This window comes from Streptomyces sp. NBC_01410, assembly GCF_045040195.1.
Classification (GTDB): domain Bacteria; phylum Actinomycetota; class Actinomycetes; order Streptomycetales; family Streptomycetaceae; genus Streptomyces.
In genome coordinates this window covers 5,433,601-5,455,886 of record NZ_CP109530.1, presented here as the reverse complement: position 1 = coordinate 5,455,886, position 22,286 = coordinate 5,433,601, and the positions used below count along the sequence as shown (strand labels likewise).

The 22,286-nt window shown below is 69.3% G+C and carries 27 protein-coding genes; 14 read left to right on the top strand and 13 right to left on the bottom strand.

Annotated features, from left to right (window positions below; genetic code table 11):
* Nucleotides 1–90: 90 nt before the first annotated feature.
* A complete protein-coding gene (locus OG741_RS25240) occupies nucleotides 91–345 on the bottom strand; it encodes a hypothetical protein (RefSeq protein ID WP_405601491.1) in 255 nt (84 codons plus the stop codon).
* Nucleotides 338–1,219: a mycothiol conjugate amidase Mca gene (mca, locus tag OG741_RS25235; protein WP_405601489.1), complete on the bottom strand. Its 882-nt coding sequence runs from the start codon at nucleotides 1,217–1,219 to the stop codon at nucleotides 338–340. Before mca ends, OG741_RS25240 begins: the two co-directional genes overlap by 8 nt.
* A gap of 108 nt (nucleotides 1,220–1,327) precedes the next feature.
* Here mca and OG741_RS25230 point away from each other — a divergent pair, with 108 nt between their 5' ends.
* Together OG741_RS25230 and greA are read left to right on the top strand one after the other, a co-directional pair.
* Nucleotides 1,328–1,729, top strand: coding sequence for a DUF4307 domain-containing protein (locus tag OG741_RS25230; protein WP_405601487.1), 402 nt, complete (start codon nucleotides 1,328–1,330; stop codon nucleotides 1,727–1,729).
* 186 nt (nucleotides 1,730–1,915) lie between these two features.
* Nucleotides 1,916–2,413 carry a transcription elongation factor GreA gene (gene greA / locus OG741_RS25225; RefSeq protein WP_142213983.1) on the top strand — a complete coding sequence of 166 codons (498 nt, stop codon included), beginning with the start codon at nucleotides 1,916–1,918 and terminating at the stop codon, nucleotides 2,411–2,413.
* 71 nt (nucleotides 2,414–2,484) lie between these two features.
* On the opposite strand, the gene OG741_RS25220 is transcribed toward greA, so the two are convergent.
* The 3 genes from OG741_RS25220 to ilvA all read right to left on the bottom strand — a co-directional run bounded on the left by OG741_RS25220 (nucleotide 2,485) and on the right by ilvA (nucleotide 5,889).
* A complete protein-coding gene (locus tag OG741_RS25220) occupies nucleotides 2,485–3,345 on the bottom strand; it encodes an ABC transporter permease (RefSeq protein WP_405601485.1) in 861 nt (286 codons plus the stop codon).
* Nucleotides 3,342–4,379, bottom strand: coding sequence for an ATP-binding cassette domain-containing protein (locus OG741_RS25215; RefSeq protein ID WP_405601482.1), 1,038 nt, complete (start codon nucleotides 4,377–4,379; stop codon nucleotides 3,342–3,344). Before OG741_RS25215 ends, OG741_RS25220 begins: the two co-directional genes overlap by 4 nt.
* Nucleotides 4,380–4,659: 280 nt before the next feature.
* Nucleotides 4,660–5,889, bottom strand: coding sequence for a threonine ammonia-lyase (gene ilvA, locus OG741_RS25210; protein ID WP_405601480.1), 1,230 nt, complete (start codon nucleotides 5,887–5,889; stop codon nucleotides 4,660–4,662).
* Nucleotides 5,890–6,036: 147 nt separating this feature from the next.
* Here ilvA and OG741_RS25205 point away from each other — a divergent pair, with 147 nt between their 5' ends.
* From OG741_RS25205 to OG741_RS25190, 4 genes are all read left to right on the top strand, one after another.
* Nucleotides 6,037–6,549 carry a MarR family winged helix-turn-helix transcriptional regulator gene (locus tag OG741_RS25205; protein ID WP_266486929.1) on the top strand — a complete coding sequence of 171 codons (513 nt, stop codon included), beginning with the start codon at nucleotides 6,037–6,039 and terminating at the stop codon, nucleotides 6,547–6,549.
* Nucleotides 6,550–6,581: 32 nt separating this feature from the next.
* Nucleotides 6,582–7,058: a sigma factor-like helix-turn-helix DNA-binding protein gene (locus OG741_RS25200; protein WP_405601477.1), complete on the top strand. Its 477-nt coding sequence runs from the start codon at nucleotides 6,582–6,584 to the stop codon at nucleotides 7,056–7,058.
* Entirely contained in the window at nucleotides 7,055–7,306 is a 252-nt protein-coding gene (locus OG741_RS25195; protein ID WP_405601475.1) for a hypothetical protein, read from the top strand. The genes OG741_RS25200 and OG741_RS25195 overlap by 4 nt, the downstream gene beginning before the upstream one ends.
* An 85-nt stretch (nucleotides 7,307–7,391) precedes the next feature.
* Complete coding sequence (locus OG741_RS25190; RefSeq protein ID WP_266486926.1) at nucleotides 7,392–7,583, top strand: DUF1059 domain-containing protein; 192 nt, start codon at nucleotides 7,392–7,394, stop codon at nucleotides 7,581–7,583.
* A gap of 106 nt (nucleotides 7,584–7,689) precedes the next feature.
* Here the strand turns inward: OG741_RS25190 and OG741_RS25185 are convergent, their stop codons facing one another.
* Nucleotides 7,690–8,844 carry a cystathionine gamma-synthase gene (locus OG741_RS25185; RefSeq protein WP_405601472.1) on the bottom strand — a complete coding sequence of 385 codons (1,155 nt, stop codon included), beginning with the start codon at nucleotides 8,842–8,844 and terminating at the stop codon, nucleotides 7,690–7,692.
* Between the two features lie 107 nt (nucleotides 8,845–8,951).
* Between OG741_RS25185 and OG741_RS25180 the strand changes: the two genes are divergently transcribed.
* Both OG741_RS25180 and msrA read left to right on the top strand, forming a co-directional pair.
* Nucleotides 8,952–10,055 carry a hypothetical protein gene (locus OG741_RS25180; protein ID WP_405601470.1) on the top strand — a complete coding sequence of 368 codons (1,104 nt, stop codon included), beginning with the start codon at nucleotides 8,952–8,954 and terminating at the stop codon, nucleotides 10,053–10,055.
* A gap of 93 nt (nucleotides 10,056–10,148) precedes the next feature.
* Nucleotides 10,149–10,814, top strand: coding sequence for a peptide-methionine (S)-S-oxide reductase MsrA (gene msrA, locus OG741_RS25175; protein WP_361918221.1), 666 nt, complete (start codon nucleotides 10,149–10,151; stop codon nucleotides 10,812–10,814).
* Nucleotides 10,815–11,032: 218 nt separating this feature from the next.
* On the opposite strand, the gene OG741_RS25170 is transcribed toward msrA, so the two are convergent.
* Nucleotides 11,033–11,806, bottom strand: coding sequence for a polysaccharide deacetylase family protein (locus OG741_RS25170; protein WP_405601468.1), 774 nt, complete (start codon nucleotides 11,804–11,806; stop codon nucleotides 11,033–11,035).
* A gap of 567 nt (nucleotides 11,807–12,373) precedes the next feature.
* Here OG741_RS25170 and OG741_RS25165 point away from each other — a divergent pair.
* Nucleotides 12,374–13,480 (top strand): serine hydrolase domain-containing protein, encoded by a 1,107-nt coding sequence (locus OG741_RS25165; protein ID WP_405601466.1) that lies wholly within the window; start codon nucleotides 12,374–12,376, stop codon nucleotides 13,478–13,480.
* A gap of 662 nt (nucleotides 13,481–14,142) precedes the next feature.
* On the opposite strand, the gene OG741_RS25160 is transcribed toward OG741_RS25165, so the two are convergent.
* Nucleotides 14,143–14,469 (bottom strand): GYD domain-containing protein, encoded by a 327-nt coding sequence (locus tag OG741_RS25160; protein WP_405605766.1) that lies wholly within the window; start codon nucleotides 14,467–14,469, stop codon nucleotides 14,143–14,145.
* A 173-nt stretch (nucleotides 14,470–14,642) separates the two neighbouring features.
* Here OG741_RS25160 and OG741_RS25155 point away from each other — a divergent pair, with 173 nt between their 5' ends.
* The 3 genes from OG741_RS25155 to OG741_RS25145 all read left to right on the top strand — a co-directional run bounded on the left by OG741_RS25155 (nucleotide 14,643) and on the right by OG741_RS25145 (nucleotide 16,168).
* Nucleotides 14,643–14,864 carry a hypothetical protein gene (locus OG741_RS25155; protein ID WP_405601464.1) on the top strand — a complete coding sequence of 74 codons (222 nt, stop codon included), beginning with the start codon at nucleotides 14,643–14,645 and terminating at the stop codon, nucleotides 14,862–14,864.
* A 500-nt stretch (nucleotides 14,865–15,364) separates the two neighbouring features.
* Nucleotides 15,365–15,748 carry an MmcQ/YjbR family DNA-binding protein gene (locus tag OG741_RS25150; RefSeq protein ID WP_405601462.1) on the top strand — a complete coding sequence of 128 codons (384 nt, stop codon included), beginning with the start codon at nucleotides 15,365–15,367 and terminating at the stop codon, nucleotides 15,746–15,748.
* A 120-nt stretch (nucleotides 15,749–15,868) separates the two neighbouring features.
* Entirely contained in the window at nucleotides 15,869–16,168 is a 300-nt protein-coding gene (locus OG741_RS25145) for a hypothetical protein (RefSeq protein ID WP_405601460.1), read from the top strand.
* A 60-nt stretch (nucleotides 16,169–16,228) separates the two neighbouring features.
* Here OG741_RS25145 and OG741_RS25140 read toward each other — a convergent pair whose 3' ends face one another.
* Nucleotides 16,229–16,666: a PaaI family thioesterase gene (locus tag OG741_RS25140; RefSeq protein WP_328670120.1), complete on the bottom strand. Its 438-nt coding sequence runs from the start codon at nucleotides 16,664–16,666 to the stop codon at nucleotides 16,229–16,231.
* A gap of 215 nt (nucleotides 16,667–16,881) precedes the next feature.
* On the opposite strand from OG741_RS25140, the gene OG741_RS25135 reads away from it, so the two are divergent.
* Nucleotides 16,882–18,429, top strand: a complete 1,548-nt coding sequence (locus tag OG741_RS25135; RefSeq protein WP_405605764.1) for a hypothetical protein — start codon at nucleotides 16,882–16,884, stop codon at nucleotides 18,427–18,429.
* A 7-nt stretch (nucleotides 18,430–18,436) separates the two neighbouring features.
* Here the strand turns inward: OG741_RS25135 and OG741_RS25130 are convergent, their stop codons facing one another.
* The 4 genes from OG741_RS25130 to OG741_RS25115 form a co-directional block, all read right to left on the bottom strand.
* Entirely contained in the window at nucleotides 18,437–18,790 is a 354-nt protein-coding gene (locus OG741_RS25130) for a DUF1330 domain-containing protein (RefSeq protein WP_405601457.1), read from the bottom strand.
* 106 nt (nucleotides 18,791–18,896) lie between these two features.
* Nucleotides 18,897–19,886 carry a GNAT family N-acetyltransferase gene (locus OG741_RS25125; protein WP_405601456.1) on the bottom strand — a complete coding sequence of 330 codons (990 nt, stop codon included), beginning with the start codon at nucleotides 19,884–19,886 and terminating at the stop codon, nucleotides 18,897–18,899.
* Nucleotides 19,887–19,999: 113 nt separating this feature from the next.
* Nucleotides 20,000–21,262, bottom strand: coding sequence for an Ig-like domain-containing protein (locus OG741_RS25120; protein ID WP_405601454.1), 1,263 nt, complete (start codon nucleotides 21,260–21,262; stop codon nucleotides 20,000–20,002).
* A 200-nt stretch (nucleotides 21,263–21,462) separates the two neighbouring features.
* Complete coding sequence (locus OG741_RS25115) at nucleotides 21,463–21,834, bottom strand: hypothetical protein (protein ID WP_405601452.1); 372 nt, start codon at nucleotides 21,832–21,834, stop codon at nucleotides 21,463–21,465.
* A 107-nt stretch (nucleotides 21,835–21,941) separates the two neighbouring features.
* Between OG741_RS25115 and OG741_RS25110 the strand changes: the two genes are divergently transcribed.
* Complete coding sequence (locus OG741_RS25110; RefSeq protein ID WP_405601449.1) at nucleotides 21,942–22,220, top strand: hypothetical protein; 279 nt, start codon at nucleotides 21,942–21,944, stop codon at nucleotides 22,218–22,220.
* Nucleotides 22,221–22,286 lie beyond the last annotated feature (66 nt).

Below are 22,286 nucleotides of genomic sequence, written 5' to 3'. Positions count from 1 at the left end.
TACCGCGTCCCGGGGGCTTGCCCCCAGTTGGGGAAGAGGCGGGTCGGGGACAGGGCCCGCCGCAGGCGTCACCCCCGCCCCGTCACCGCCTCACGCCGCCGCAGGGCCCGACGTGCCACCGGAATCCCCGGACGCCCCGTCCGCCCTCGGATCCGGCGCCTCCTCGAAGTTGACCTTCCCCATGTGCCGGTTCATCGACTTCATCAGCAGCCACACCCCCACGGCCAGTGCCGCGAAGACGAGAAAGCCCAGGACACCGGGCGTGACTTTGTTGTCGTCGACCTCCTTGGCCAGAGGGACGAGATGCGTCAGTGCGAGGTTTGCGCTTGCGCTCATATCAGGCATTCTCGCGGATGCCCGCGAAGAGGTCGTCCTCGGGGAGGGAGGTATCGACCAGAGACTTCGCCAGCTCGTACTCCTCGGTCGGCCAGACCTTCCTCTGGATGTCCATCGGAACGCGGAACCAGCCGCCGTCGGGGTCGATCTGCGTCGCGTGCGCGATCAGCGCCTTGTCGCGGATCTCGAAGAAGTCGGCGCACGGTACGTACGTGGTCAGCGTGCGTTCGGCGCGCTGGAACTCCTTCCAGCGCTCCAGCCACTCCCCGTACGGCGACTCCATGCCGCGCTCCAGCAGCGCCTCGTGCAGCGCGACCGTGCGCGGCCGGTTGAAGCCCTGGTTGTAGTAGAGCTTCTGCGGCTGCCAGACGGGCCCGAACTCGGACTCGGGGAACTTCTCCGCGTCCCCCGCGCCGTCGAAGGCGACCATCGAGATCTTGTGGGTCATGATGTGGTCGGGGTGCGGGTATCCGCCGTTCTCGTCGTAGGTCGTGATGACCTGCGGGCGGTAGGAACGGATGGACCTCACCAGTCGCCCGGCAGCCACGTCGACGTCCTCGAGGGCGAAGCAGCCCTCGGGAAGCGGCGGCAGCGGGTCGCCCTCGGGCAGACCGGAGTCGACGAAGCCGAGCCATTCCTGGCTCACCCCCAGGATCTCGCGGGCCTCGTCCATCTCCTTCTTGCGCACTTCGTGGATGTGCTCCTCGATGTACGCGTCGCCCTGGAGCTTGGGATTGAGGATGGAGCCACGCTCGCCTCCCGTGCAGGTCACGACCAGCACGTCCACCCCCTCGGACACATACTTGGCCATCGTGGCCGCGCCCTTGCTCGACTCGTCGTCGGGGTGGGCGTGAACGGCCATCAGTCGCAGCTGCTCAGTCAAGACTCGATCCTCAATGATTCGTCGCGTACGGCGGCTTCTATAGTGACCGAATCGGGGGACGGAAAATTCCGGCAGCCCCATACCGAGCCCAGCCCGAGAGGAATTGTCATGGCCGCGGTGCGCGAGCAGCTTCCGGAGGGCCGCTACGGCCGCTCGGCTGACGACCGTGCCGACCGCAAGCTCAAGATCGTGGGCGCGGGCCTTGGCGTCGCACTGCTCGGAGTCATCGGCTGGTTCGGATACGACTACATCGCCGGACAGAAGATCAGCGCCGAAGTGATCAAGTTCAGCGTCACGTCCGACACCGAGGTGCAGGTGCACCTGGAAGTACGCAAGGACGCGGACGCCACCGGCACCTGCACGCTGCGTTCCCGCTCCGCGGACGGCAGCGAGGTGGGACGCCTGGATGTCGCTGTCAGCCAGGGCAGGACGCGTATCGACGAGGTCGTCAAGCTGCGCACGACGGCGCGCGGGACCAGCGCCGAGCTGGTGCAGTGCACCGCCCGCTGACAGCGGATCCCCTGCCGGATTGCATGGCGGGTCTCGCCCGCTGACCTGCGGTGATGTAATTCTGATGGCTTTCGTCCTCCCCCTTGGGCCTCGGAATTGTTAGGCTCGTGGTTTCGCCCATCCATGGAGGCACATCCTTCTGGGTAGGGCGATGCTTTGTATTCCCAGTACCTACGAGGAGCACCTGTGACCCAGACCAGCGAAAACGTCACCTGGCTCACCCAGGAGGCGTACAACCAGCTCAGGGCCGAGCTGGAGTACCTGTCTGGTCCCGCGCGCACGGAAATCGCCGCCAAGATCGCGGCTGCGCGCGAGGAGGGCGACCTGCGGGAGAACGGCGGGTACCACGCGGCCAAGGAGGAGCAGGGCAAGCAGGAGCTCCGTGTGCGCCAGCTGACCCAGCTCCTGGAGAACGCGAAGGTCGGCGAGGCGCCGACCGCCGAGGGTGTCGTCGCGCCCGGCATGGTCGTGACGATCGCCTTCGACGGCGACGAGGACGACACCGAGACCTTCCTGCTGGCTTCGCGCGAGTACGCCTCCGACGCCATCGCGACGTACTCCCCGCAGTCGCCGCTGGGCAGCGGCGTGAACGGCAAGAAGGTCGGCGAGTTCGCCGAGTACGAGCTGCCGAACGGCAAGACGGCCTCGGTCAAGGTCCTGGCGGCCAGGCCGTACAGCGCCTGAGCCCGCCACCGGACAGCACGGCGAAAGGGCCGGACCGCGCATCGCGGTCCGGCCCTTCGCTGTAGGCATGCTCAGGCGGTCGCCGAGCGGTACTTGCGGACTGCCAAGGTCCGGAAGACGACAATGATCAGGATTGACCAGATGAACGAGGCCCAGACCGCGTGCTGCATGGGCCAGGCATCCGATACCGGATAGTTGGGCGGCAGGTTGCCGAAGAGCTCCCGGCATGCCTGGACGGTGGCGCTGAACGGGTTCCAGTTGGCGAGGGTCTGCAGGAACGCCGGCATGTTCTCGGACGGCACGAAGGCGTTCGAGATGAACGTCAGCGGAAACAGCCAGATCAGACCGCCGGAGGTGGCCGCCTCGGGAGTTCGTACGGAAAGGCCGATCAGCGCGCCGATCCAGGAGAATGCATACCCGAGAAGCAGCAACAGGCCGAAGCCGGCGAGCACTTTGCCGAAGTTCTCGTGGGTGCGCCAGCCGACGAGGACAGCGACGATCGCAAGCACCACCAGCGTCAATGCCGTCTGGACCAGGTCGGCCAGCGTGCGCCCGGTGAGAACCGCGCCGCGGGCCATCGGGAGCGACCGGAAGCGATCGATGAGGCCCTTGTGCATGTCGTCGGCGATGCCGGCACCGGCGCCCGCCGTCGCGAAGGTGACGGTTTGAGCAAAGATGCCGGCCATCAAGAACTCCCGGTAGCCGGCAGCGCTGAGTCCGGAACCGGGCACGCTGATCGATCCGCCGAAGACGTAGCTGAACAGCACCACGAACATGATCGGCTGGATCATCCCGAAGATGATCATCTCCGGGATCCGGGTCATCCGGATCAGATTGCGCTTGGCGACGACGAGCGAGTCGTTGATCGACTGGACGACGCCGCCGCGCGGCTTGGGTGCCGCGAGCCTCACGGCGTCCGTTGCGGTGGTCACTTCACGGACTCCTTCCGGGACTTCTTGGCCTTCGCGTCCTTGGGATCCTTGGCGTCCTTGACGCCCCGCGACTGCCCGTTCTCCTCGTCCTGGAGCTCGGCGGCATGGCCGGTCAGGGATATGAAGACGTCGTCGAGGGTGGGGCGGCGCAGACCGATGTCGTCGATCTCGACGCCCCGGGTGTCCAGTTCGCGGATGACCTCGGCGAGCAGCTTGGCGCCGCCGGTGACCGGGACGGTGAGCTTGCGGGTGTGCTCGGCGATGGCGACCTCGCCCTTGCCGAAGCCCAGCAGCACCTCGCGGGCCGGGGTGATCTGGTCCGGGTGCTGCACGACGACCTCGACGCGCTCGCCGCCCGTCTGGGCCTTGAGCTGGTCGGCGGTGCCGCGGGCGATGACCTTGCCGTGGTCGATGACGCAGATGTCGTGGGCTAGATGGTCGGCCTCTTCGAGGTACTGAGTGGTGAGCAGCAACGTCGTACCGCCGCCGACCAGTTCTTCGATGACCTCCCACAGCTGCATCCGGTTGCGCGGGTCGAGTCCGGTGGTGGGCTCGTCCATGAACATCACGGGCGGGGAGACGACCAGCGCGGCGGCGAGGTCGAGCCGCCGCCGCATGCCGCCGGAGTACGTCTTGGCGGGACGGTCGGCGGCGTCCGCGAGGTTGAAGCGGTCGAGCAGCTCGCCCGCCCGTACCTTCGCGTCACGTGCGCTCATCTGGTAGAGCTGGCCGACCATCTGGAGGTTCTCGCGGCCGGTCAAGTACTCGTCGACCGCGGCGAACTGGCCGGAGAGGCCGATGCAGCGGCGGACTTCGTTCGGGTGTTTCAGGACGTCTATACCGGCGACGACCGCCTTGCCGCTGTCGGGCTGCAGCAGGGTGGTCAGTACGCGCACGGCTGTGGTCTTGCCGGCTCCGTTGGGGCCGAGAAGACCCAGAACCGTGCCCTCCGGGACGTCGAGGTCGACGCCGTCCAGAGCCCTTACATCGCCGAAGGTCTTCACCAGGCCTTCGGCGTAGATGGCGCCTGGCATGTGGGTTCTCCCAAGGTGGCAGATGGGTGGGTCACTTCTTGTGAAGAGGTGCGTGAAGAGAAGGGGTGCCTAGGGGTACGACGAGATGTGGGCATGTGGGATGTCCCGCACCTGGCGGGAGCATGGCAGGACCTTCACCGTAACGCGATACATCGCGACACTCAAGACTGTCGCGAGTGCACGTGCCGAGAAAGTCCAAAGGGCCTGTCAGTGCCGCGTCAGGCTGTGTCAGCTTGCGCAGGCCGCCGGCGCCGGAGGCCACGAGAGCGCCCTCACGGGCTCAGCTCATGACCGTGTAACCCGCGTCGCGCAGCGTCGCCGCCACCAGTTCGCAGTGCTCAGGGCCCTTCGTCTCCAGCTGCAACTCCACCTCCGCCTCCGTGAGCCCGAGCCGCGGATCGGTCCTTACGTGACTCACATCAAGGACGTTAGCGTCGACCACTGACAACGAGCCCAGCAGTGCGGCGAGCGCACCAGGCCGGTCCGTCAGCCGCAGCCTCAGCGACAGATAGCGGCCGGCTGCCGCCATTCCGTGCCGCAGGATGCGCTGCATCAGCAGCGGGTCCACATTGCCGCCCGACAGCAGGGCGACGACCGGACCCTTGAACGACCGCGGATCGCTCAGCAGCGCCGCCACCGGACTCGCCCCGGCGGGCTCGACCACCAGCTTCGCCCGCTCGAGACAGAGCAGCAGGGCACTGGAGAGCTCGTCCTCGGAGACCGTACGGACCTCGTCGATAAGATCGCCAATGATTTTGAACGGAACATCTCCGGGGCAGCCCACCTTGATCCCGTCCGCCATCGTCGACGGTGCGTCGATCGACACGGGATGCCCGGCGGCGAGCGAGGGCGGATACGCGGCCGCGCCCTCCGCCTGCACGCCGATCAACTTCACATCGGGCCGCACCGCCTTCACCGCGACCGCGATACCGGCCGCGAGCCCGCCGCCGCCGATGCCGACCACGATCGTCCGCACCTCGGGGCACTGCTCCAGGATTTCGAGGCCGACGGTGCCCTGCCCGGCGATGATGTCCGGGTGGTCGAAGGGGTGGATGAACACCGCGCCCGTCTCGTGCGCGTACTCCTGCGCGGCGGCCAGGGTCTCGTCGATGACCTGGCCGTGCAGCCGCACCTCGGCGCCGTACTCACTCGTCGCCGCGACCTTCGGCAGCGGCGCCCCCATCGGCATGAACACGGTGGAGCGCACTCCGAGCAGCGAGGATGCCAGTGCCACGCCCTGCGCGTGATTGCCGGCAGAGGCCGCGACGACGCCCGCGGCCCGCTCCACCGGCGAGAGCCCGGAGATCCGTACGTACGCGCCGCGCAGCTTGAAGGACCCCGTCCGCTGGAGGTTCTCGCACTTGAGATGAACGGGCGCGCCCACCAGCTGCGACAGATGCCTGCTGCCCTCCATCGCGGTCATCCTGGCGACCCCCGCGAGCATCTTCTGAGCCCCCCGGATGTCGTCGAGGATGACGGGGCGAAAGGTGCCAGACGTACTGAAGCTCATGACGTCAAGCATCGCAGCTCACCGGGCCGACGGCTGCCCCGGTACCGGGCTTCCCCACTGGTTTGCGCAGCCCTGGTACACACCGGGTTTTTGCCGCGTACTCTGTCCCCCACCAACCGACCGCCGCACGAGAGAGCCCCCCTAGCCATGCCCACTTCTCAGGACATGACGACCCATCTCGACCCCGGCCTCCTCGATGCCCTCCAGCACCAGGTCGCCGTCTTCGCACGCCGCGCGGAACAGACCCGGCTCGGCGGAGTCGGCCAGGTCCGCAACTCGATGGACCGTGCCGCGTATCTGCTGCTCAACCGGCTCGACAAGGAAGGCCCGATGGGCGTCAAGGCGCTGGCCGCGGGGATGGGCATCGACTCCTCCACTGTCACCCGCCAGGTCGCGCCGCTCGTCGACACCGGGCTGGTCAAGCGCACCTCGCACCCCGAGGACGGCCGCGCCGTCGTGCTCCAGCTGTCCCCGCGGGGCCAGGCCAGGCTCGAAGAGGTCCGCTCCTCGCGGCGCGAGCTGATGGCACAGGTGACGGACGGCTGGACGGAGACGGAGCGCGAATCGTTCTGCACTCTGCTCACCCGTTTCAACACCGCTCTCTCCGCCCGCCAGGCCGGTCTGCCGCCCGTGGACACGGAGACGTCGCCGACCTCTTGACCCCGGCGCCTGATCTGCTCCTATATGAGGACGTGAGCGAGCGGCAGACGGGACAAGGGCGTCGCCGTGCCCGGGAGTTCGAGGCGTTCGTCGCGGGCGCGGCGCCACGGCTGCTGCATGCCGCGACCCTGCTCACCGCCGAGCCCCCGGGCGCCAATCCGCACGCCGAGCAGCTGCTGACCGCCGCGCTCGCCCATACGTACGCGCAATGGGACCGGCTGCGCGGCGAGGATCCGTACGACCGCACCCGCCAGGAACTCGCCGCCCGCTTCGCCCGCGGCGCCTGGCGCCACCACCGGGTGCGCGGCGGGGTGCTGGAACGTCTCACCCCGCAGGAGCGCCTGATTCTGGTGCTGCGTCTTTACGAGGGTGTGGCGGAGGAACAGACGGCAGCGCTGATCGGGCTCCCGGTGGAACGCGTCCGCGCGATCTTCACGCGCGCGGTGCGGAGGTTGTGCGCGAGTCCGCCCACGCCGCCGCCGCACACCCAGGTCCAGGCGGCGTCATGAGCGGCCGGGAGCGCAAGGAGACCGCGGTCCGACGGATGCTGGAGACTCCTCATCCGCCGGTCCCGGCCGATCTCGCCGCCCGCGCCGCCGAGCACGGCACCCGGCTGCTGCGCCGCCATCGGGCACTGCGCCGTGCGCTGTGGCTGCTGCTGGTGGCCGCGGCGATCGCGTTCGCCCTCTGGGCGACGGTGGCGCAGCCGTGGGTGGTGGCGCCGTCGGGCACGACGCCCCCGCTGGAGGGCTGGTAGGCCGCCCTTCGCTGCCCTGACCTGCCGGAGCGGCCCGGATCTATCCTGGAAAAAGCGGCGTACAGACCGATCCCAGGAGGTCGCCATGACCAGGAAAGTCGCCGATTGCCGCAGGTTCCCGAGCGTGATGGACTGCTCGCTCACCATCTCCGGTGAGGAAGAGGAAGTCGTACGGGCAGCAGCCGAGCACGCGGTCTCCGTCCATGGACACGTGGACAGCCTGGAGCTGCGCTCGGAGATCCGTGAATCCCTCGAGGACGAGAAGGTCACCGCGTGACGCCCGGCGCCTGACACAGCCGTCCTCTGACGTCCTCTGAGGTCCTCTGACGTCGTCTCGCCGGGCGGGCCGACGGTCAGCCCGCCCGGCGATGGTGACCGTGGGGTCAGCCCAGCGCCTGCTGAAGATCCGCCAGCAGATCGTCGGCCGCCTCGATGCCCACCGAGACCCGCACCAGGTCCGCCGGGACCTCTAGCGCGGAGCCCGCCACCGATGCGTGCGTCATTCGTCCCGGGTGCTCGATCAGCGACTCGACGCCGCCCAGCGACTCGCCCAGCGTGAACAGCTTGGCGCGGTTGCAGACCTCGACCGCCGCCTCCTCGCCGCCCTGGACCCGGAAGGAGACCATGCCGCCGAAGTGCTTCATCTGCTTGGCGGCGATCTCGTGGCCCGGGTGTTCCGGCAGGCCCGGGTAGAGGACCTGGGTGACCTTGGGGTGACGGGTGAGCATCTCGGCGACCTGGGTGGCGTTCTCACTGTGCCGGTCCATCCGGACGGGCAGCGTCTTGATGCCGCGCAGCACCAGCCATGCGTCGAACGGGCCGGCGACGGCGCCCATCGCGTTCTGGTGGTACGCCAGTTCCTCCCCCACGGCCGCGTCCGCCGCGATCAACGCGCCGCCGACGACGTCCGAGTGCCCGCCCATGTACTTGGTCAGCGAGTGCACGACGATGTCCGCGCCGAGCGAGATCGGCTGCTGGAGGTAAGGGCTCGCGAAGGTGTTGTCCACGACGAGCCGCGCGCCCGCGCCCCGCGCGATCTCGGCGACCGCCTCGATGTCGGTGATGCCGAGGAGCGGGTTGGACGGGGTCTCGACCCAGATCACCTTGGTCTTGGGGGTGACTGCCGCCCGTACCGCCGCCGGGTCGGAGGTGTTGGCCACCGACCACTCGACGCCCCACCGGGAGACGACCTTGGCGAAGAGCCGGAAGGTGCCCCCGTAAGCGTCGTTCGGGATCACCACATGGTCGCCCGGTTCCAGCAGCGTACGCAGCAGGCAGTCCTCCGCCGCGAGTCCGGACGCGAAGGCGAGCCCGCGCCGGCCGCCCTCCAGCGCCGCGAGGTTCTCCTCCAGCGCGGTACGCGTCGGGTTGGCGCTGCGGCTGTACTCGTAGCCGCCACGCAGTCCTCCCACACCGTCCTGCTTGTAGGTGGACACCTGGTAGATGGGCGGGACGACCGCGCCCGTCAGCGGGTCTGCCGTGTTGCCCGCGTGGATGGCGAGAGTCTCGAAGCTGTGCAAACTGTGCTGGTCGCTCATGAGCCCCGAGCGTAGTCGCGCCGGAGCGGCCGCGCGGCCCGGCCCCGAACGCTGTCCGGTACCCACCGCCCCGATGACTCCGCGGCGCCGTCCGGGACAATGGGCTCATGGAGATTCTCTGGTTCCTGATCGCGCTGTGCATGCTGACCGCGGTCATCGGTCCCCTCGTGCTGCGCCGGCGCTCCGGCATCCGGCAGGTCGCCCCCGGCTCCCCCGACGCCGCCGACCCGGACACGTACGGATTCGTACGCCAGGAGGAGCAGGACATCCGGCTCCCGGGACCGGACCAGGACCTCCTCGACGTACTCGAAGTCGTGCAGCGCACCCAGGACTGGCGGGCGGCATCCCAGCTGCTCGCCGGCACCCCGAAGGAGGGCGAGGTCCGCTGGCAGCGCGTGCAGGCCTTCGCCGGGGCCGCGTCCGTGGAACTCCAGCAGCAGCCCGGCGTCGGCGGCGCGTGGCTGCGCGCCTGGCGCCTCGACTCCCCCAAGGACGCGGGCGGCGCGCAGGTGCACGCGGAATTCCTGGTGCAGCAGGCGTGGCGTTCGTCGACTGCGGGTACGGACGACTTCCGGATCATCCTGGAGGAGGCCCGTACGGTCTGCGGCGAGGCGGCCCTGCTCTCGCCCGGCGACCCCGTTCCGTACATCGCCGAACTCGCCGTCGGCCGCGGACTCGGCTACTCCCACGAGCAGTTCGACCAGGTGTGGGCGAAGGTCATCGACCGCGCGCCCGAGCACATGGGAGCGCATCTGGCCGCGCTGCACTACTGGTGCGAGAAGTGGCACGGCTCCCGCGAGGAGGCGGACCACTTCGCGACGACGGCCGCGGCCCGCGCCCCGCACGGCTCGCTGCTGGCGGCGCTGCCGCTGTTCGCGGTGTACGAGCACCTGCCCGAGGTCAATCTGGTGCAGAGCTTCTACCGGAGCGAGGTCGTCACCAAGGCCATGGAGGGCGCGCTCTTCGCGGTGCACGCTGCCCGTCCCGACGACCCGATGCTCGCGCACGTACGGCACCTGCTCGTCCTCTTCCTCGTACGGTCGGAGAGGTGGGCCGAGGCGATGAACCAGCTGGTCCATGTCGACGGCCACATCGGCGCACTGCCGTGGACGCTGAGCGGGGACCCGGCGGCGGACTACACGGTTTACCGGAACCTGGCGGTGGCGGGTTACGAGGCGAACGGCGGGAGCCCGGCGACGCTGCCGCACTGATCGGGTGGGTGTGCCCGTGGGGTGCGCGGTGCTGGGAATTCCGGCGCCGCACCAATCGTTCTCACCGGTGTCGCCACCTCAAGGAGAGCCCGCATGTTCCTGTCCCGCCGCACCCCCGAGCTCCCCACCCCCGACCAGGCCCTCCGCGGCCGCCCGGAGCCCGAATTCTCCGTCCCCGCCCGCCACACGGTCCTGGGCAACCCGCTGCTCGGCCCGTACCCCGAGGGCCTTGAGATCGCGGACTTCGGCCTGGGCTGTTTCTGGGGCGCGGAGCGCAAGTTCTGGCAGACGGAGGGCGTCTGGACGACGCTGGTCGGCTACCAGGGCGGCCACACCCCGAACCCCACCTACGACGAAACCTGCTCGGGCCTGACGGGCCACACCGAGGCGGTGCGCGTCGTCTTCGACCCGAAGGTCGTCTCGTACGAGTCGCTGCTGAAGCTGTTCTGGGAGTCCCACGACCCGACGCAGGGCTTCCGCCAGGGCAATGACGTGGGCACGCAGTACCGCTCGGCGATCTACACCCACTCGGCCGCCCAGGCCGAGACGGCGGCGGCGTCACGCGAGGCGTACCAGCGAGTCCTGACGGGCTCGGGGTACGGCACGATCACGACGGAACTGCTGCCGGCGGAGGGCCGCCCGTTCTACCCGGCCGAGGCATATCACCAGCAGTACTTGGACAAGAACCCGGCGGGCTACTGCGGGATCGGCGGGACTGGGGTTTCTTGCCCGATCGGCGTCGCAAAGGCTGATGGGTGAGCTCCGGCTTCATTTGGGCGACTGCGGTGGCGTCTACTTCTTCCATTGCCGCCAGTGCCCAGGTCTCCCGTGGAACTGGCTCTTCGACTGCCACTGACCGTGGTCGTGCGCCCTGAGGGCACGCTGTTAGCTCGACGCCGCTGAGCTGCCCGGCCCGGGCTGCGGGTGGCGCTCGCGCCGGGGCCGGGACCTCGACCGCCGGGACCGACCAGGGCCGCTCAACGAACCGGGAAGCCGCAGGAGTAGCCCTGCTCCTTGAGCCAGGGGAGGATCCGGCGCAGGGCCTCGACGGTCTGGGAACGGTCGCCGCCCGCGTCGTGGAAGAGGAGCGTCGGCCCATTGGGCAGCTCCCGCTCGACGGTGGCGACGATGGCGTCCGTGCCCGGTCGTTCGAAGTCCTTGGTGTCCACGTTCCAGCCCAGCGGGCGCATCCCCCGGGAAGCGGCGAGCTTACGGCTGTGAGGGGTGAAGGCCCCGCCGGGCGCCCGGTAGTACATCGGCCGTACACCTCCGGACGCCTCGGTGATCATGCGTTCGGCGTCGCGTATCTGCTGCGACTGGTAGGCCTGGGACTTCTTGTCCATGGTGGTGTCGTGCGACACCGAGTGGTTGCACAGCCGGTGCCCGGCCGCGATCACCTTCTTCACGAGGTCCGGGTGGGCCTGCGCCTGCCTCCCCACCATGCAGAACGTGGCCTTCACCCCGTACTCCCGCAGCACGTCCAGCACTTGAGGGGTCCACACAGGGTCGGGGCCGTCGTCGATGGTGATGTTGACGCCGCGCGTCCCCTTGTCCGAGGCGTGCGCGATGGTCACCGCGACCTGCTTGACGTCACTGCCCGGCGTCGCCGACGCGGCCGCCTTGGGCGACGAGCCGCCCACGGTACCGGCCTGCGCCGTCCACACCGAGGCACCGGTGGCGAGCACCGTCACCCCGAGCGCCGCCCCGACCAGCTTGCCGTACCAGCCCCGCCCGCCACCGTGCCGTGCCATGTCCGCCCCGCTTTCGCCCAGTCCCTCGCCGATCCCCGGTCACTTTGCGACCACCTGCCAGGACGAGGGGCGGCGGCCACGGGATGCGTCCGTTACCGATCACGGACAATCTCGGGGGAGTTCGCGGACAACTCGGCCGGCAGCGGCCAGACCCGGGCCAGTTGGCCCGATCCCAGGGCGGCGGCCGCGGTGCGGGCCGTCGTTCCACTCAGCCTCCCCGGACATCCCCGACGACGAAGCACCGCCTTGGTGGACAGTCCAGCGCCTGGCGGAAGGCCAACGAACGCGACACTCACCCTCGACCGGCGCGACGTCCGTACCGCACCGCCCTTGAGACGGCACAAGGCATTCTGGGGCCCCGGCCCGACGATCTGCCGCTGTGACGAAAGCCTCCGGCATCGAAGGCCGGCCGCCCGCGGATAGGACTTCGCCAAGTCGAGGTCCTGGCGTGGGAAGACTCCTGCCCGACCGGCATCGCCCCTGCGCCGGAAGCCACTGAGGGAGTCGCCGCCAGCGGACCTGGAATTCAGTTGCCTCGCGTCACCCCAAGCTGGCTAGATTCTCCGCATGGCGGACATTCAGGGCTCATACGATGATCTGTTCACTGCCGTGCCCAGCGCGCTGGCGGCATTGCTGGACGAGGGAGACGCGGGTGGCTCGGTGGCCGTCTTCGTGGATGGCCGGCCGGTGGTGGACGTCTGGGGCGGATTCGCCGACGCCGACCGTACGATCCCGTGGCAGCGCGACACGATCGTCAACGTCTGGTCCGTCACCAAGACAATGACCGTGCTGTGCGCCCTGGTTCTCGCCGACCGTGGCGAACTCGACCTGGCCGCGCCGGTCGCCCGGTACTGGCCGGAGTTCGCCGCGGCGGGCAAAGAGAAGGTGCTGGTACGCCACCTGCTCGCGCACACTGCTGGCCTGCCCGACTGGGACGGGCCGGTGGCGGAGCTGTACGACTGGACGTCCGCCACGGCACGACTGGCAGCGCAGGCTCCGCAATGGGAGCCGGGCAGCGAGGCCGGATACCACTCGCTCACCCAGGGATTCCTCGTGGGCGAGATCGTACGCCGCATCACCGGCCGGACTCTGGGCGCGTTCTTCGCCGACGAGATTGCCGGCCCGCTGGGCGCGGACTTCCACATCGGCCTGCCCGCCGAGCACGACCACCGGGTGGCGCTCACGATCCCGCCACAGTCCCGGGACGACGGCTACGCCGCAAGTGCCGCCGCCAGCCGCGGGACTCCCGCCGCCGGGACCCCGATACGGGTCCACGACGGGAACAGCGTGGCCTGGCGCCGTGCGCAAATCCCTGCGGCAAGCGGGCTCGGCAACGCCCGCTCGGTCGCCCTCGTCCAGTCCGTGATGGCCTGCGGAGGATCGGCGCGGGGCGCGCGGCTGCTGTCGCAGGCGGGTTGTGACCGTGCCCGGGAGGAGCAATTCCACGGCGATGACCGCGTCCTGGGCATGCCGATGCGCTGGGGTCTGGGCTACGGACTCTTCGGCAACACCTACGGGTGGGGCGGTTGGGGCGGCTCACTGGTCATGATCGATCCTGACGCCCGTATGGCAGTGGCGTACGTGACACAGCAGATGCGCGAACCCGCGGACGACAATCGGGGACTAGAGATCGTCACGGCCGCGTATGACGGGCTCAGTGGTCTGCGCGCCTGATCCAACGGTCACATGGCAGCACAGACTCGTCGGGACGGGGGTCTCCTGCCCGATCGGCGTGGCCACGGCAGATGGCTGAGCCCCTCTCGCAGCCGGCGTTGGCGACGCTGAGCGCGCTGCTGACCGGCTCGGATCCGGTGAGCAGCGCGCTGCGCGCTCAGGCGGCGTGGAGTGGCCTTGGTCGCAGGCTCCATCGCGGCCCAGAACCCGTCATTGCACACCACGGTCACAGTCCAACGAGTCGTGTTTCCCCTCACGCACTTTCAGCCTGAGGGCCTCGGGCGCAGCAGTACTTGAGTGGACCGAGAAGGAGTTCGGCCTGACTTCCTCCCCGGTGGAAGCAGCGTTCGATCAACGCGCCAATCGGTACGTCTACACGTGGTAGTCGAGGACACCAGCGGTACCCGGACAAGCACCCGGCGGGGTACTGCGGGCGGTGGTCGCCCGTGAAGGTAATCGCCCCGTCGGGGACGAACTGGGGACGGTCCTGCCCGACCGGCATCGCGCTTGCCGAGAACTGACCCCAATTGGCCCCAGCCCAGGTAGGGCGGGTCCCGGCCCTTCCAAGGAGTGCTGGATGCGGAGTCGCTGCGTGTGATGCATGGGGAGGTCCGCCGAGGCGTCGCGCAGTGAAGCACGGCTGATCCCCCTAATCCGAGCCGCTAAACGCCAGGAGCCCGGTACTGGACTTGCTCGGCTTTGCGCAGGGCATCCATTGTTTCATCAACGGTCAGCAGCACTGTCGTCTCAAACGACCTAAGCGCGCCGCCTCCACTGATCGCCAGCGCAACCGCGGCCATGGACACGTTGTCGGGGGCCTCCCACAGGTTGTAGCCGTCGCGCGTGCCGAAGGCATACCAGAAGCCATGGAGCTTCCCGCCGACGGACTCGATGTACGACTGAGCGGCCTGCGCACGGTCCTCGGGCCGGCCGATCAGCCTCGCCCAAGTCTCCGGCGTGTAGCTGAACCTCGATAGATAGAGCGGCATCATGTCTCCCTTTCGCTCCATCAAGGGATGCCCCCGCGAGAGGGAAACGCGCCCGCGGCGGCCCGCGTATCCCCCGAACGGCCGCGGGCGCTGACCGGTACGGCCACCAGCCGTCGGTGAGCGACCAACCCGGGCGGTGTGGAGAGCGCCGTGCTCACGCCCGATGCTTCGACGTGCGCAGCGACGGCAGCTGGCGGCTGATCGCTGTGGCTCGCGGCGCCTCGCCTGCGCCGGCACTCCTCGTGCTCTCCGAACTCCTGACGAACGCGATCTGCCACGCCCGTGTCTCCCCCGGTAGGCAGGTCGAAACGCGCTATCGATGCATCGGTGACGGCGTACGGATCGAGGTCCACGACGCCTCGGACGAGCGGCCCATCCTTTCGGTCGCCCGATGAGGACGCTGTCGGCGGACGGGGGTTGAGCCTTGTGGCTGCTCTGGCGGACGTGAAGCGCGAGGGGCCCGGCAAGGCGGTGTGGGCAGTTCTGACGGTCGCGGGCGCGGGTGCTGAGCACGGTGTGCAACAGCAGGGGAGGTCTTGATGGCTCGGGTGACAAGGTTCGCCGACTGGACGCTGAGCCTCGACCTCTCGGGCAGCGGGCCGATCTTCGAGGCCGAATGCACGTCGTGCGGGGACTCGTCAGGAGGGGCGGATGAGAAGGAACATTCCTGAGATCTGGTGTCTGCGGCACGCGGGCCGGACCGGGCACACAGGGTTCCGCGGGATCACTACTTCGTTCTTCCGAGCAGCTCTCCTCTCTCCGCAGAGGGTGAGCCAGCCACTCTCCCGAACGCCCCAAACGCTTGGTCCTGGGTCAGGCGGGGCCGACTGCCCGGCCGATCCTGCCGGGCCCGGCTAGCGTGGGACGGGACAGACCGCGCGATCGGGAGGACGGGATGGCGGCACCACCGAAGCACGCCCTGGCGAAGTGGGAGAAGGTGCGGGCCTTTGCCCTGGGGCTGCCCGGCGCCGGCGAGGAATTCCCGTGGGGCGACACCGTCGTCAAGGTCAACAAGAAGATCTTCGTCTTTCTGGGAGTGAACGACGGCAGTTATCCGCTGGGTGTCGGTGTCAAGCTCAGGGACGAGGCGATGCACGCCCATGCCCTGTCCTGCCCGGGTGCGGAGCCGTCAGGCTATGGGCTGGGGAAGGCGGGCTGGGTGCAGATCCCGCTCGCCGTGAAGGGTGCACCGTCGGCGGAGGTGCTCTTCGACTGGGTCGAGGAGAGCTACCGCACCATCGCCACGAAGAAGCTGATCGCCGAACTCGACGCCCGCTGATCGTGACTCCCCAGGCTCTGACCTGTCGCTTTGCGTGAACGGCGTACTCCCGACGGCACCCGACGGGCCACGCGGGTCTACTGGGACCGGAGTTCACCATCGACCGAGGAGCGGATCAGCATGGCTGTTGTGTTGTCGTTGCGCTGGGCCGGAGTCACGCCCGAGCAGTACAACGCGGTTCGGGACGAGGTGCGCTGGGAAGAGAAGACGCCGGACGGGGCCGTGCTGCACGTGGCCTGGTTCGAAGGGGGCGGGTTGCACGTGACCGACGTATGGAACAGCCAAGGGGAATTCGAGCGCTTCTTCGCCGAGCAGCTCGCACCCGCTGTCCAGAAGGCCGGCATCGCAGGGCAGCCCGACACCCGGTTCACGCCGCTCCACCGGCGCTTCGTGGCGCCCGGCGTCAGCGGTTCGGCCTGAGCGCTCGTTCCCTGTGCCAGGGGCCGGACAGGATGGGACGGCACTGATCGTCGACGACCACTAACGAATGGTCTGGATTCGCGCGGTCGCGGTCGCCACAGCCACCGGCCTGTCGTCAGGGCCGATGAGCTCCCCGGCGAGAAAGCACACGTCCTTGCCGCGCTGCACAATCCGTCCCCGCCCTGTAAGCCGTCCGGGGCGGGCGGGGCGGAGGAACTGAACATGCAGATCGAGCGTCGGCGCGAACTGGTTCTCCGGCAACGTCGCGACCAGCGCCGGACCCAGAGTGTCATCGAGCATCGCGGCCAAGAACCCGCCCTGGATCACGCCGACGGGGTTCGCGAACTGATCGCCCGCCTGGAACGCCACCTCGATGGTCCCCTGCTCCGGATCCACGTCGACCAGTTCCCAGCCGAGGAGCACCGCTGCAGGTGGCGGTGGGACCCGGCCTGCCTGCACGTCCCAGAACAACCCACGCCTTTGCGTATCCATCTCCATGAGCCACATTGAACAGGCCGCCACTGACAGCCTCGGGAGGCGGCTCTCTCGCGCGATAGCGGCCGGTGCCTTCGTGCGGCTCGGCGACGGGCGGGCGCCGGCTCCTCGCCGTTAGGGTTTGCGCCGTGGGGATCAGTGAACAGGCGGAGAGCGTCCGGCGTGACGCAGGCGAGCGGGACGCATCACCCTGGTGGCGCGTCCCGCTCGTCGCGCGCGTGCCGGTTGTCGCACGCGTTCCCCTCGTCGCGATCACCGTCGTCGTGCCGCTCTACGCCCTGTGGGCGTTCTGGCTCGCCACCGGCGGTGGCGATCTGGCCGCGCAGCTCGCCTGGGCCGGCTTCATGGAGCGGCATCCGGCCTCCGCGTACAACCTCTCCTGGTACGGCGGCACCCATACCGCCAACTACAGCCTCCTCGCTCCCCCGCTGATGGCCGTCTTCGGCGTACGCGCCGTGTCCGTGGCCGCCGGGCTTGCCGGGACCTGGGTGCTGGCCCGTCTGTTCGTACGCAGCGGAGTGCCGCGGCCCCTCTGGCCCGCCGTTCTCGGGGCGGTGGCGCTCTGGTGCAACGTCGCCTCCGGTCGTACGACCTTCGCGCTGGGCGTCGCGATCGGGCTGCTCGCGCTGCTGTACGTACGCAGGACCGCGGTCGCGGCGTTGTGCACGGCGCTGGCGGCCACGGCCAGTCCCGTCGCCGGGCTGTTCCTGGTGGTGGCGGGGGCGGCGTATCTGCTGGACCGGCAGTGGCGCAGGGCCGCCGCGCTCGTGCTGCCGCCGTTCGTTGTGGTGGGCGTGGTGACGCTGCTCTTCCCCTTCCAGGGCGAGCAGCCCATGGCGGCCGGCAAGTTGTGGATGCCGCTGGCCGCGTCGGCGGCGGTCGCCGTCGCCGCGCCGCGCGGGCGTGAGTGGCGGGTGGTGCGGTACGGGGCCGCCGTGTACGGCCTCGGTGTCGTCCTGACCTATCTCATCGCCTCGCCGATCGGCACGAACGTCGAGCGCCTCGTCGGTCTCGTCGGACCGCCGGTGCTCCTCGCGGCGGTGCTCGCGGGCGGGCTCCTCAGGTTCCTGCGGGCCGTCCTCGCGGCCGCCCTCGCCCTCAACACGTACTGGCTGATCGACAAGACCAATGACGACCTGGTGGTCTCCAACGACGTGCCCGCGTGGGCGGCACACACCGACGGTGTCGTACGCGAATTGCAGAGGCTGGGCGCCGGCCGCACCCGCGTCGAGGTCGTCCCCGCCCGCAATCACCGCGAGGCGTCCCTCCTCGCCCCGCACATCAATATGGCGCGCGGCTGGAACCGCCAGCTCGACGTGGAGCGCGGGCGGCTGTTCTACGACGGGTCGCTGACCCCGGCGGCGTACCGCCAGTGGCTCGACCGGTGGGCGGTCGGCCTGGTGGTGCTGCACCACGGGCGTCCCGACGGGCCCGCCGAGGCCGAGGCGGCGATCGTCAGGAGCGGGCCGGGCTGGCTGGAGCGGGTGTGGCAGGACGAGGGCTGGTCGGTCTACCGGGTGCGGGACGCGGTTCCGCTCGTGTCCTCCCCGGCGACGGTGGTGCGCGGCGACGACGCGGAGCTGGTGGTACGGATGCCGGCGGCCGGGTCGGTGAGGGTGCGGGTGGCGTACTCCCCGTGGTTGCGGGCGCGGGGGGCGTGCCTGCGGCAGGAGGGCGAGTGGACGCGGCTTACGGTGCCACGGGCCGGTGAGTACCGGCTTGACTCGCCCTACCGCCTGTCCCGCTCGGCCGACTCGGGCTGCTGAACGCCGGTCAGCTCACCGCGGCCTGCTCCCGCCTGAGCCGGTCCGCGGTGACCGACGCGTCGTAGCCCGGAGCGACGCCCTCGACGAGGACGACGTCGCCCGCCATGTGCCGGGTGCGCAGCGGCACAAGCTCCTGATACGCCTCGGATTCGTACCAGCCGCGCGCCTCGTCCATCCCCGGGAAGCCGATGATGACGAGAGCGCCCGGCCACTCGCCCTCGCGGACCTCGACGCTCGCACCGTGGACGAGGAAACGGCCGCCGAAGGGGTCGAGCGTGGACTGGATCCGCTCCATGTAGTCGAAGATCTCGTCGTCGAGGCGGGCGGAGGGAAGCAGATGACCGATGGCGTAGGCGTTCATGATGTCCTCCTGGTGCGTACTGATTTCGGCTGTCTTCGATCCTGCCGGGGACACGGAACAGCGTCGATTACGCCTGAGGTAATCAGCGGGAGCCCGCCGCACTGGGTCAGAGCTTGGCCTGGAAAACCGCGGCCGTCCGCTCGCGCCGGTAGCCGAGCTGCTCGTTGACGGCCAGCATCGGCCGGTTGTCGTCGGCGACGCTCGTCGCGATCTCCCGTACGCCGGGCTGCGCGAGGCTCACCGCCCCCAGCATGTGCCGCTTGACCGCGCCGCCGAGCCCGCGGCCCCGGTGGTCGGGGGTGACCACCGTGTCGTACTGGACGGCGCGCACGTCCGACGGGTCGCGCAGGACCAGTTCGGTGTACGCGGCGACACTGTCACCGCTCGCCGCGTGCAGCACCGCCGAGGACAGGATCACCCCGCCCCGGTCCAGGATCACCTGCGCGGCCGCCCGCACCTTGTCGGCGTCCCACGGGGGCACCTGCTCGTCCATGTCGCCGCTCGGGGCGTCCTCCATGGCGTTGTGCGCCGCGGCGAAGGCGTCCGCGTGGGCGTCGGGCACGACGCCCGGCCACTGGGCGTACGCATAGCCCTCGGGGAGCTCCGGCGGCCGCGGGTGTGCTTCGAGCGCGTCGCGCACATTCTGTACGTACCACCCCAGCGGCAGCACGTTCTCGAAGCCGAGCCGGGTGGCGAACTGCTCGCCCGCGCCGCCGAGTTCGAGCATCGTGGAGACCGATGTCCGCCCGTCGGCGGTGAGTTCGGCGCGCACGGCCTGCCAGAGCGCGGCGCCGACGCCGCGGCGTCTGGCTCGCGGGTGGACGGCGAGCACGTCGAGGAAGGCGGTGTGCCGGTTGCCCTCGTCGCTGAACAGCAGCAGCGAGGCAACGCCGTCGTACGCGCCATCCGGCGCCGTGGCAGCGAGACGGACGGTACGCCCGTGCACCGATGACAGGCTCAGCTTCCCCTCGGTCTCGACCCGCCCGGGCGCGGGAACTGAGGCCGGAAGGTCGTGGCGGTGGGCCGCGGTGACCACGTCGTGCCAGGCGTCGACGACGGTCGCGGGCGGCGGGACGGCGAGAGGTGTGATCGTCATAGCCGGGACGGTACGGGCCGGCCCGAGCGCGCGCAGGCCAATTTCGGCGTCCTTAGCGGCAGACGAAGGCGGCGGCACCCCCGGAGGTGCCGCCGCCTTCGTACGCGAGGGGGTCAGACGGCGGAGCCGGCCTTCCACGCGCTCCAGCTCATGTTCCAGCCATTGAGGCCGTTGTCGGGCGAGATGGTCTTGTCCTGGGAGTTCTTCACGACGATGACGTCGCCGACGATCGAGTTGTTGAACAGCCAGGCGGCGGGCTGGTTGGGGTCGCCCGCGCCCTTGACGTCGTTCAGGCCGACACAGCCGTGGCTGGTGTTGGCGCTGCCGAAGATCGAGTCGGCGCCCCAGTAGTTGCCGTGGATGAACGTGCCCGACGTGGACAGCCGCATCGCGTGCGGGACGTCCTTGATGTCGTACTCGCCCTTGCCGTCCTTCTTCTTGAAGCCGACCGTCGAGCCGTCCATCCGGGTCTCCTTGAACTTCTCGGAGATCACCATCCGACCGTTGTAGGTCGGGTTCTCGGGGGCACCGGCGGAGATCGGGATCGTCTTGATCGTCTTGCCGTCCTGGGTGACCGTCATGGTCTTCGCCGAGGCGTCGACGGTCGAGACCTGGTTGCGGCCGATCTTGAAGGTGACCGTCTTCTGCTGGACACCGAAAACGCCGTCCGAGCCCTCGACGCCGTCCAGGTTCAGCTTGAGGGTGACGGTCGAGCCCTCCTGCCAGTACTGGTCGGGGCGGAAGTCGAGACGCTGCCCGTTGAACCAGTGGCCGACGACCTCCTGGCCGCTGCTCGACGTCACGGTGATCCCGGACTGGACGGCCTTCTTGTCGGTGATCGCCTTGTTGAAGGTGACGGACACCGGCATACCGACGCCGACGGTGGAACCGTCCTCGGGCGTGAAGTTGCCGATGAAGCTGTTGGCGGGCGAGACCGTGGTGAAGGTGGAGTTCTCGTGGGCCTCGAGGCCGGCAGCGTCCTTGGCCGAGGCGGTGATCTTGTACGTGGTGGAGCGGTCGAGCTGCTCGTCCGGCTTCCAGCTCTTGCCGTCGGGGGCCAGCGTGCCCTTGACGCTCTTGCCGTCGGCGGTGGCCATCGTGACCTTGGTGAGGGTGCCCTCGCTGACGGTGACCTTGGCGGCGTTGTTGATGCTCGCGTTGGTCGCGCCGTTCTTGGGCGAGATGACTATTCGGGCCTTCGAAGCGTCCTTCGCAGCGGCCTCGTCGACCTGAGCCTGCGATTTCTTCGAGCCGTCGGCGCCGCCCTTGTCCCCGTCGCCGCTGCAGCCGGATATCACCAGCACGCCGCCGAGCACCGCGGACGCGGCCATGAGGGCCCTGCGCCGCTTGCTGTCCGTCATCACACGCTTCTCCATCGTCGCCGATTTCCCCTGACCAACTGCTGAAACACTCATTCCGGGCTACCCGGTTCCACATCCGGCGGGGATGTGGCATACACCACTCGCCGACTCTCACCGACGCGGCGGTGGCCCCGCCGCTCGCAGTACGGCACGAAAACGGCCGGGCTCAGGTTCACCTACCCGGCGGTCCAGGACGGATTCGCCGGCCGCGGAGGTTACGGCCGCACGCCGTCAGGGCTTTCGTCGCTCTCGTCGCTCTCGTCCTCGTCGTAGTCCCCATCTTCCTCGTCGAGGTCCCACTCCTTCGCATCGGGGTCGTACTCGATCTGCTCGCTGCTCCAGGATGCCTGCGCGAGATCGACCCCCGGAACCTCGCTGACCAGGTCGAAGGGATCCACGAGATACGCGATGGCCTCGGCCTCGTCCTCGCGCACCGCCGAGCGTGCGTGCGCACGCTCCTCGTCCGGCATGAACTCGTCGGCCGCGATGCGCTCGAGCGCCGCGCCGGTCAGCGCCTCGGCCTCGGCGATCTCCAGCACCAATTCCACCCGCAGCCGCACATAACGTGATGTCTCAGAAGAGGTCATACGACGGAGGGTAGAGCGCCCGGTCACCCGGCTTTCCCACGACCCGCTGCTTTCACTAGCATCAGCGCACCGGCCAATTCTTGGATGCCTCAAGGGGGATCGAGTCCGTGTCCGTCGCACGTCGACCGCTTCTTACCGCCACTGCCGCAGGGACTCTGCTGTGCGCGCTGTGGTTCGTCCCCTCGGCGAATGCCACGGCCGAGACGGAAGCGGTGCCGAGACAGCAGACTGCCGCTCAGGCGTCGTCACAGGGGCTGGCTCTCGCCGACACGGGCACGGTGGACACCACGCCGTATCTGATCGGCGGCACGGCGTTCCTGGGCATCGGCGTGGGCTTCGTGACGTACTCGGTGCGCCGCCCTCAGTCGTCGGCGGGGCTGCGATGAGCCACGCCGACGACTGATTTACCGGTGCCAGGGCGTCCTGCTGCGGTTCGCCCGCGAAACCACCCA

What these genes read in the sequence shown, in the direction of transcription:
- OG741_RS25150 (WP_405601462.1), top strand. Translation starts at nt 15,365, where the DNA reads ATGGCGGCACCACCGAAGCACGCCCTGGCGAAGTGGGAGAAGGTGCGG.
- OG741_RS25215 (WP_405601482.1), bottom strand. Translation starts at nt 4,379, where the DNA reads ATGCCAGGCGCCATCTACGCCGAAGGCCTGGTGAAGACCTTCGGCGAT.
- OG741_RS25160 (WP_405605766.1), bottom strand. Translation starts at nt 14,469, where the DNA reads ATGCCGCTCTATCTATCGAGGTTCAGCTACACGCCGGAGACTTGGGCG.
- msrA (WP_361918221.1), top strand. Translation starts at nt 10,149, where the DNA reads ATGTTCCTGTCCCGCCGCACCCCCGAGCTCCCCACCCCCGACCAGGCC.
- OG741_RS25230 (WP_405601487.1), top strand. Translation starts at nt 1,328, where the DNA reads ATGGCCGCGGTGCGCGAGCAGCTTCCGGAGGGCCGCTACGGCCGCTCG.
- OG741_RS25190 (WP_266486926.1), top strand. Translation starts at nt 7,392, where the DNA reads ATGACCAGGAAAGTCGCCGATTGCCGCAGGTTCCCGAGCGTGATGGAC.
- OG741_RS25165 (WP_405601466.1), top strand. Translation starts at nt 12,374, where the DNA reads ATGGCGGACATTCAGGGCTCATACGATGATCTGTTCACTGCCGTGCCC.
- OG741_RS25120 (WP_405601454.1), bottom strand. Translation starts at nt 21,262, where the DNA reads ATGGAGAAGCGTGTGATGACGGACAGCAAGCGGCGCAGGGCCCTCATG.
- OG741_RS25170 (WP_405601468.1), bottom strand. Translation starts at nt 11,806, where the DNA reads ATGGCACGGCACGGTGGCGGGCGGGGCTGGTACGGCAAGCTGGTCGGG.
- OG741_RS25240 (WP_405601491.1), bottom strand. Translation starts at nt 345, where the DNA reads ATGCCTGATATGAGCGCAAGCGCAAACCTCGCACTGACGCATCTCGTC.
- OG741_RS25185 (WP_405601472.1), bottom strand. Translation starts at nt 8,844, where the DNA reads ATGAGCGACCAGCACAGTTTGCACAGCTTCGAGACTCTCGCCATCCAC.
- OG741_RS25180 (WP_405601470.1), top strand. Translation starts at nt 8,952, where the DNA reads ATGGAGATTCTCTGGTTCCTGATCGCGCTGTGCATGCTGACCGCGGTC.
- ilvA (WP_405601480.1), bottom strand. Translation starts at nt 5,889, where the DNA reads ATGAGCTTCAGTACGTCTGGCACCTTTCGCCCCGTCATCCTCGACGAC.
- OG741_RS25115 (WP_405601452.1), bottom strand. Translation starts at nt 21,834, where the DNA reads ATGACCTCTTCTGAGACATCACGTTATGTGCGGCTGCGGGTGGAATTG.
- OG741_RS25145 (WP_405601460.1), top strand. Translation starts at nt 15,869, where the DNA reads ATGGCTGTTGTGTTGTCGTTGCGCTGGGCCGGAGTCACGCCCGAGCAG.
- OG741_RS25195 (WP_405601475.1), top strand. Translation starts at nt 7,055, where the DNA reads ATGAGCGGCCGGGAGCGCAAGGAGACCGCGGTCCGACGGATGCTGGAG.
- OG741_RS25205 (WP_266486929.1), top strand. Translation starts at nt 6,037, where the DNA reads ATGCCCACTTCTCAGGACATGACGACCCATCTCGACCCCGGCCTCCTC.
- OG741_RS25140 (WP_328670120.1), bottom strand. Translation starts at nt 16,666, where the DNA reads ATGGAGATGGATACGCAAAGGCGTGGGTTGTTCTGGGACGTGCAGGCA.
- OG741_RS25130 (WP_405601457.1), bottom strand. Translation starts at nt 18,790, where the DNA reads ATGAACGCCTACGCCATCGGTCATCTGCTTCCCTCCGCCCGCCTCGAC.
- OG741_RS25125 (WP_405601456.1), bottom strand. Translation starts at nt 19,886, where the DNA reads ATGACGATCACACCTCTCGCCGTCCCGCCGCCCGCGACCGTCGTCGAC.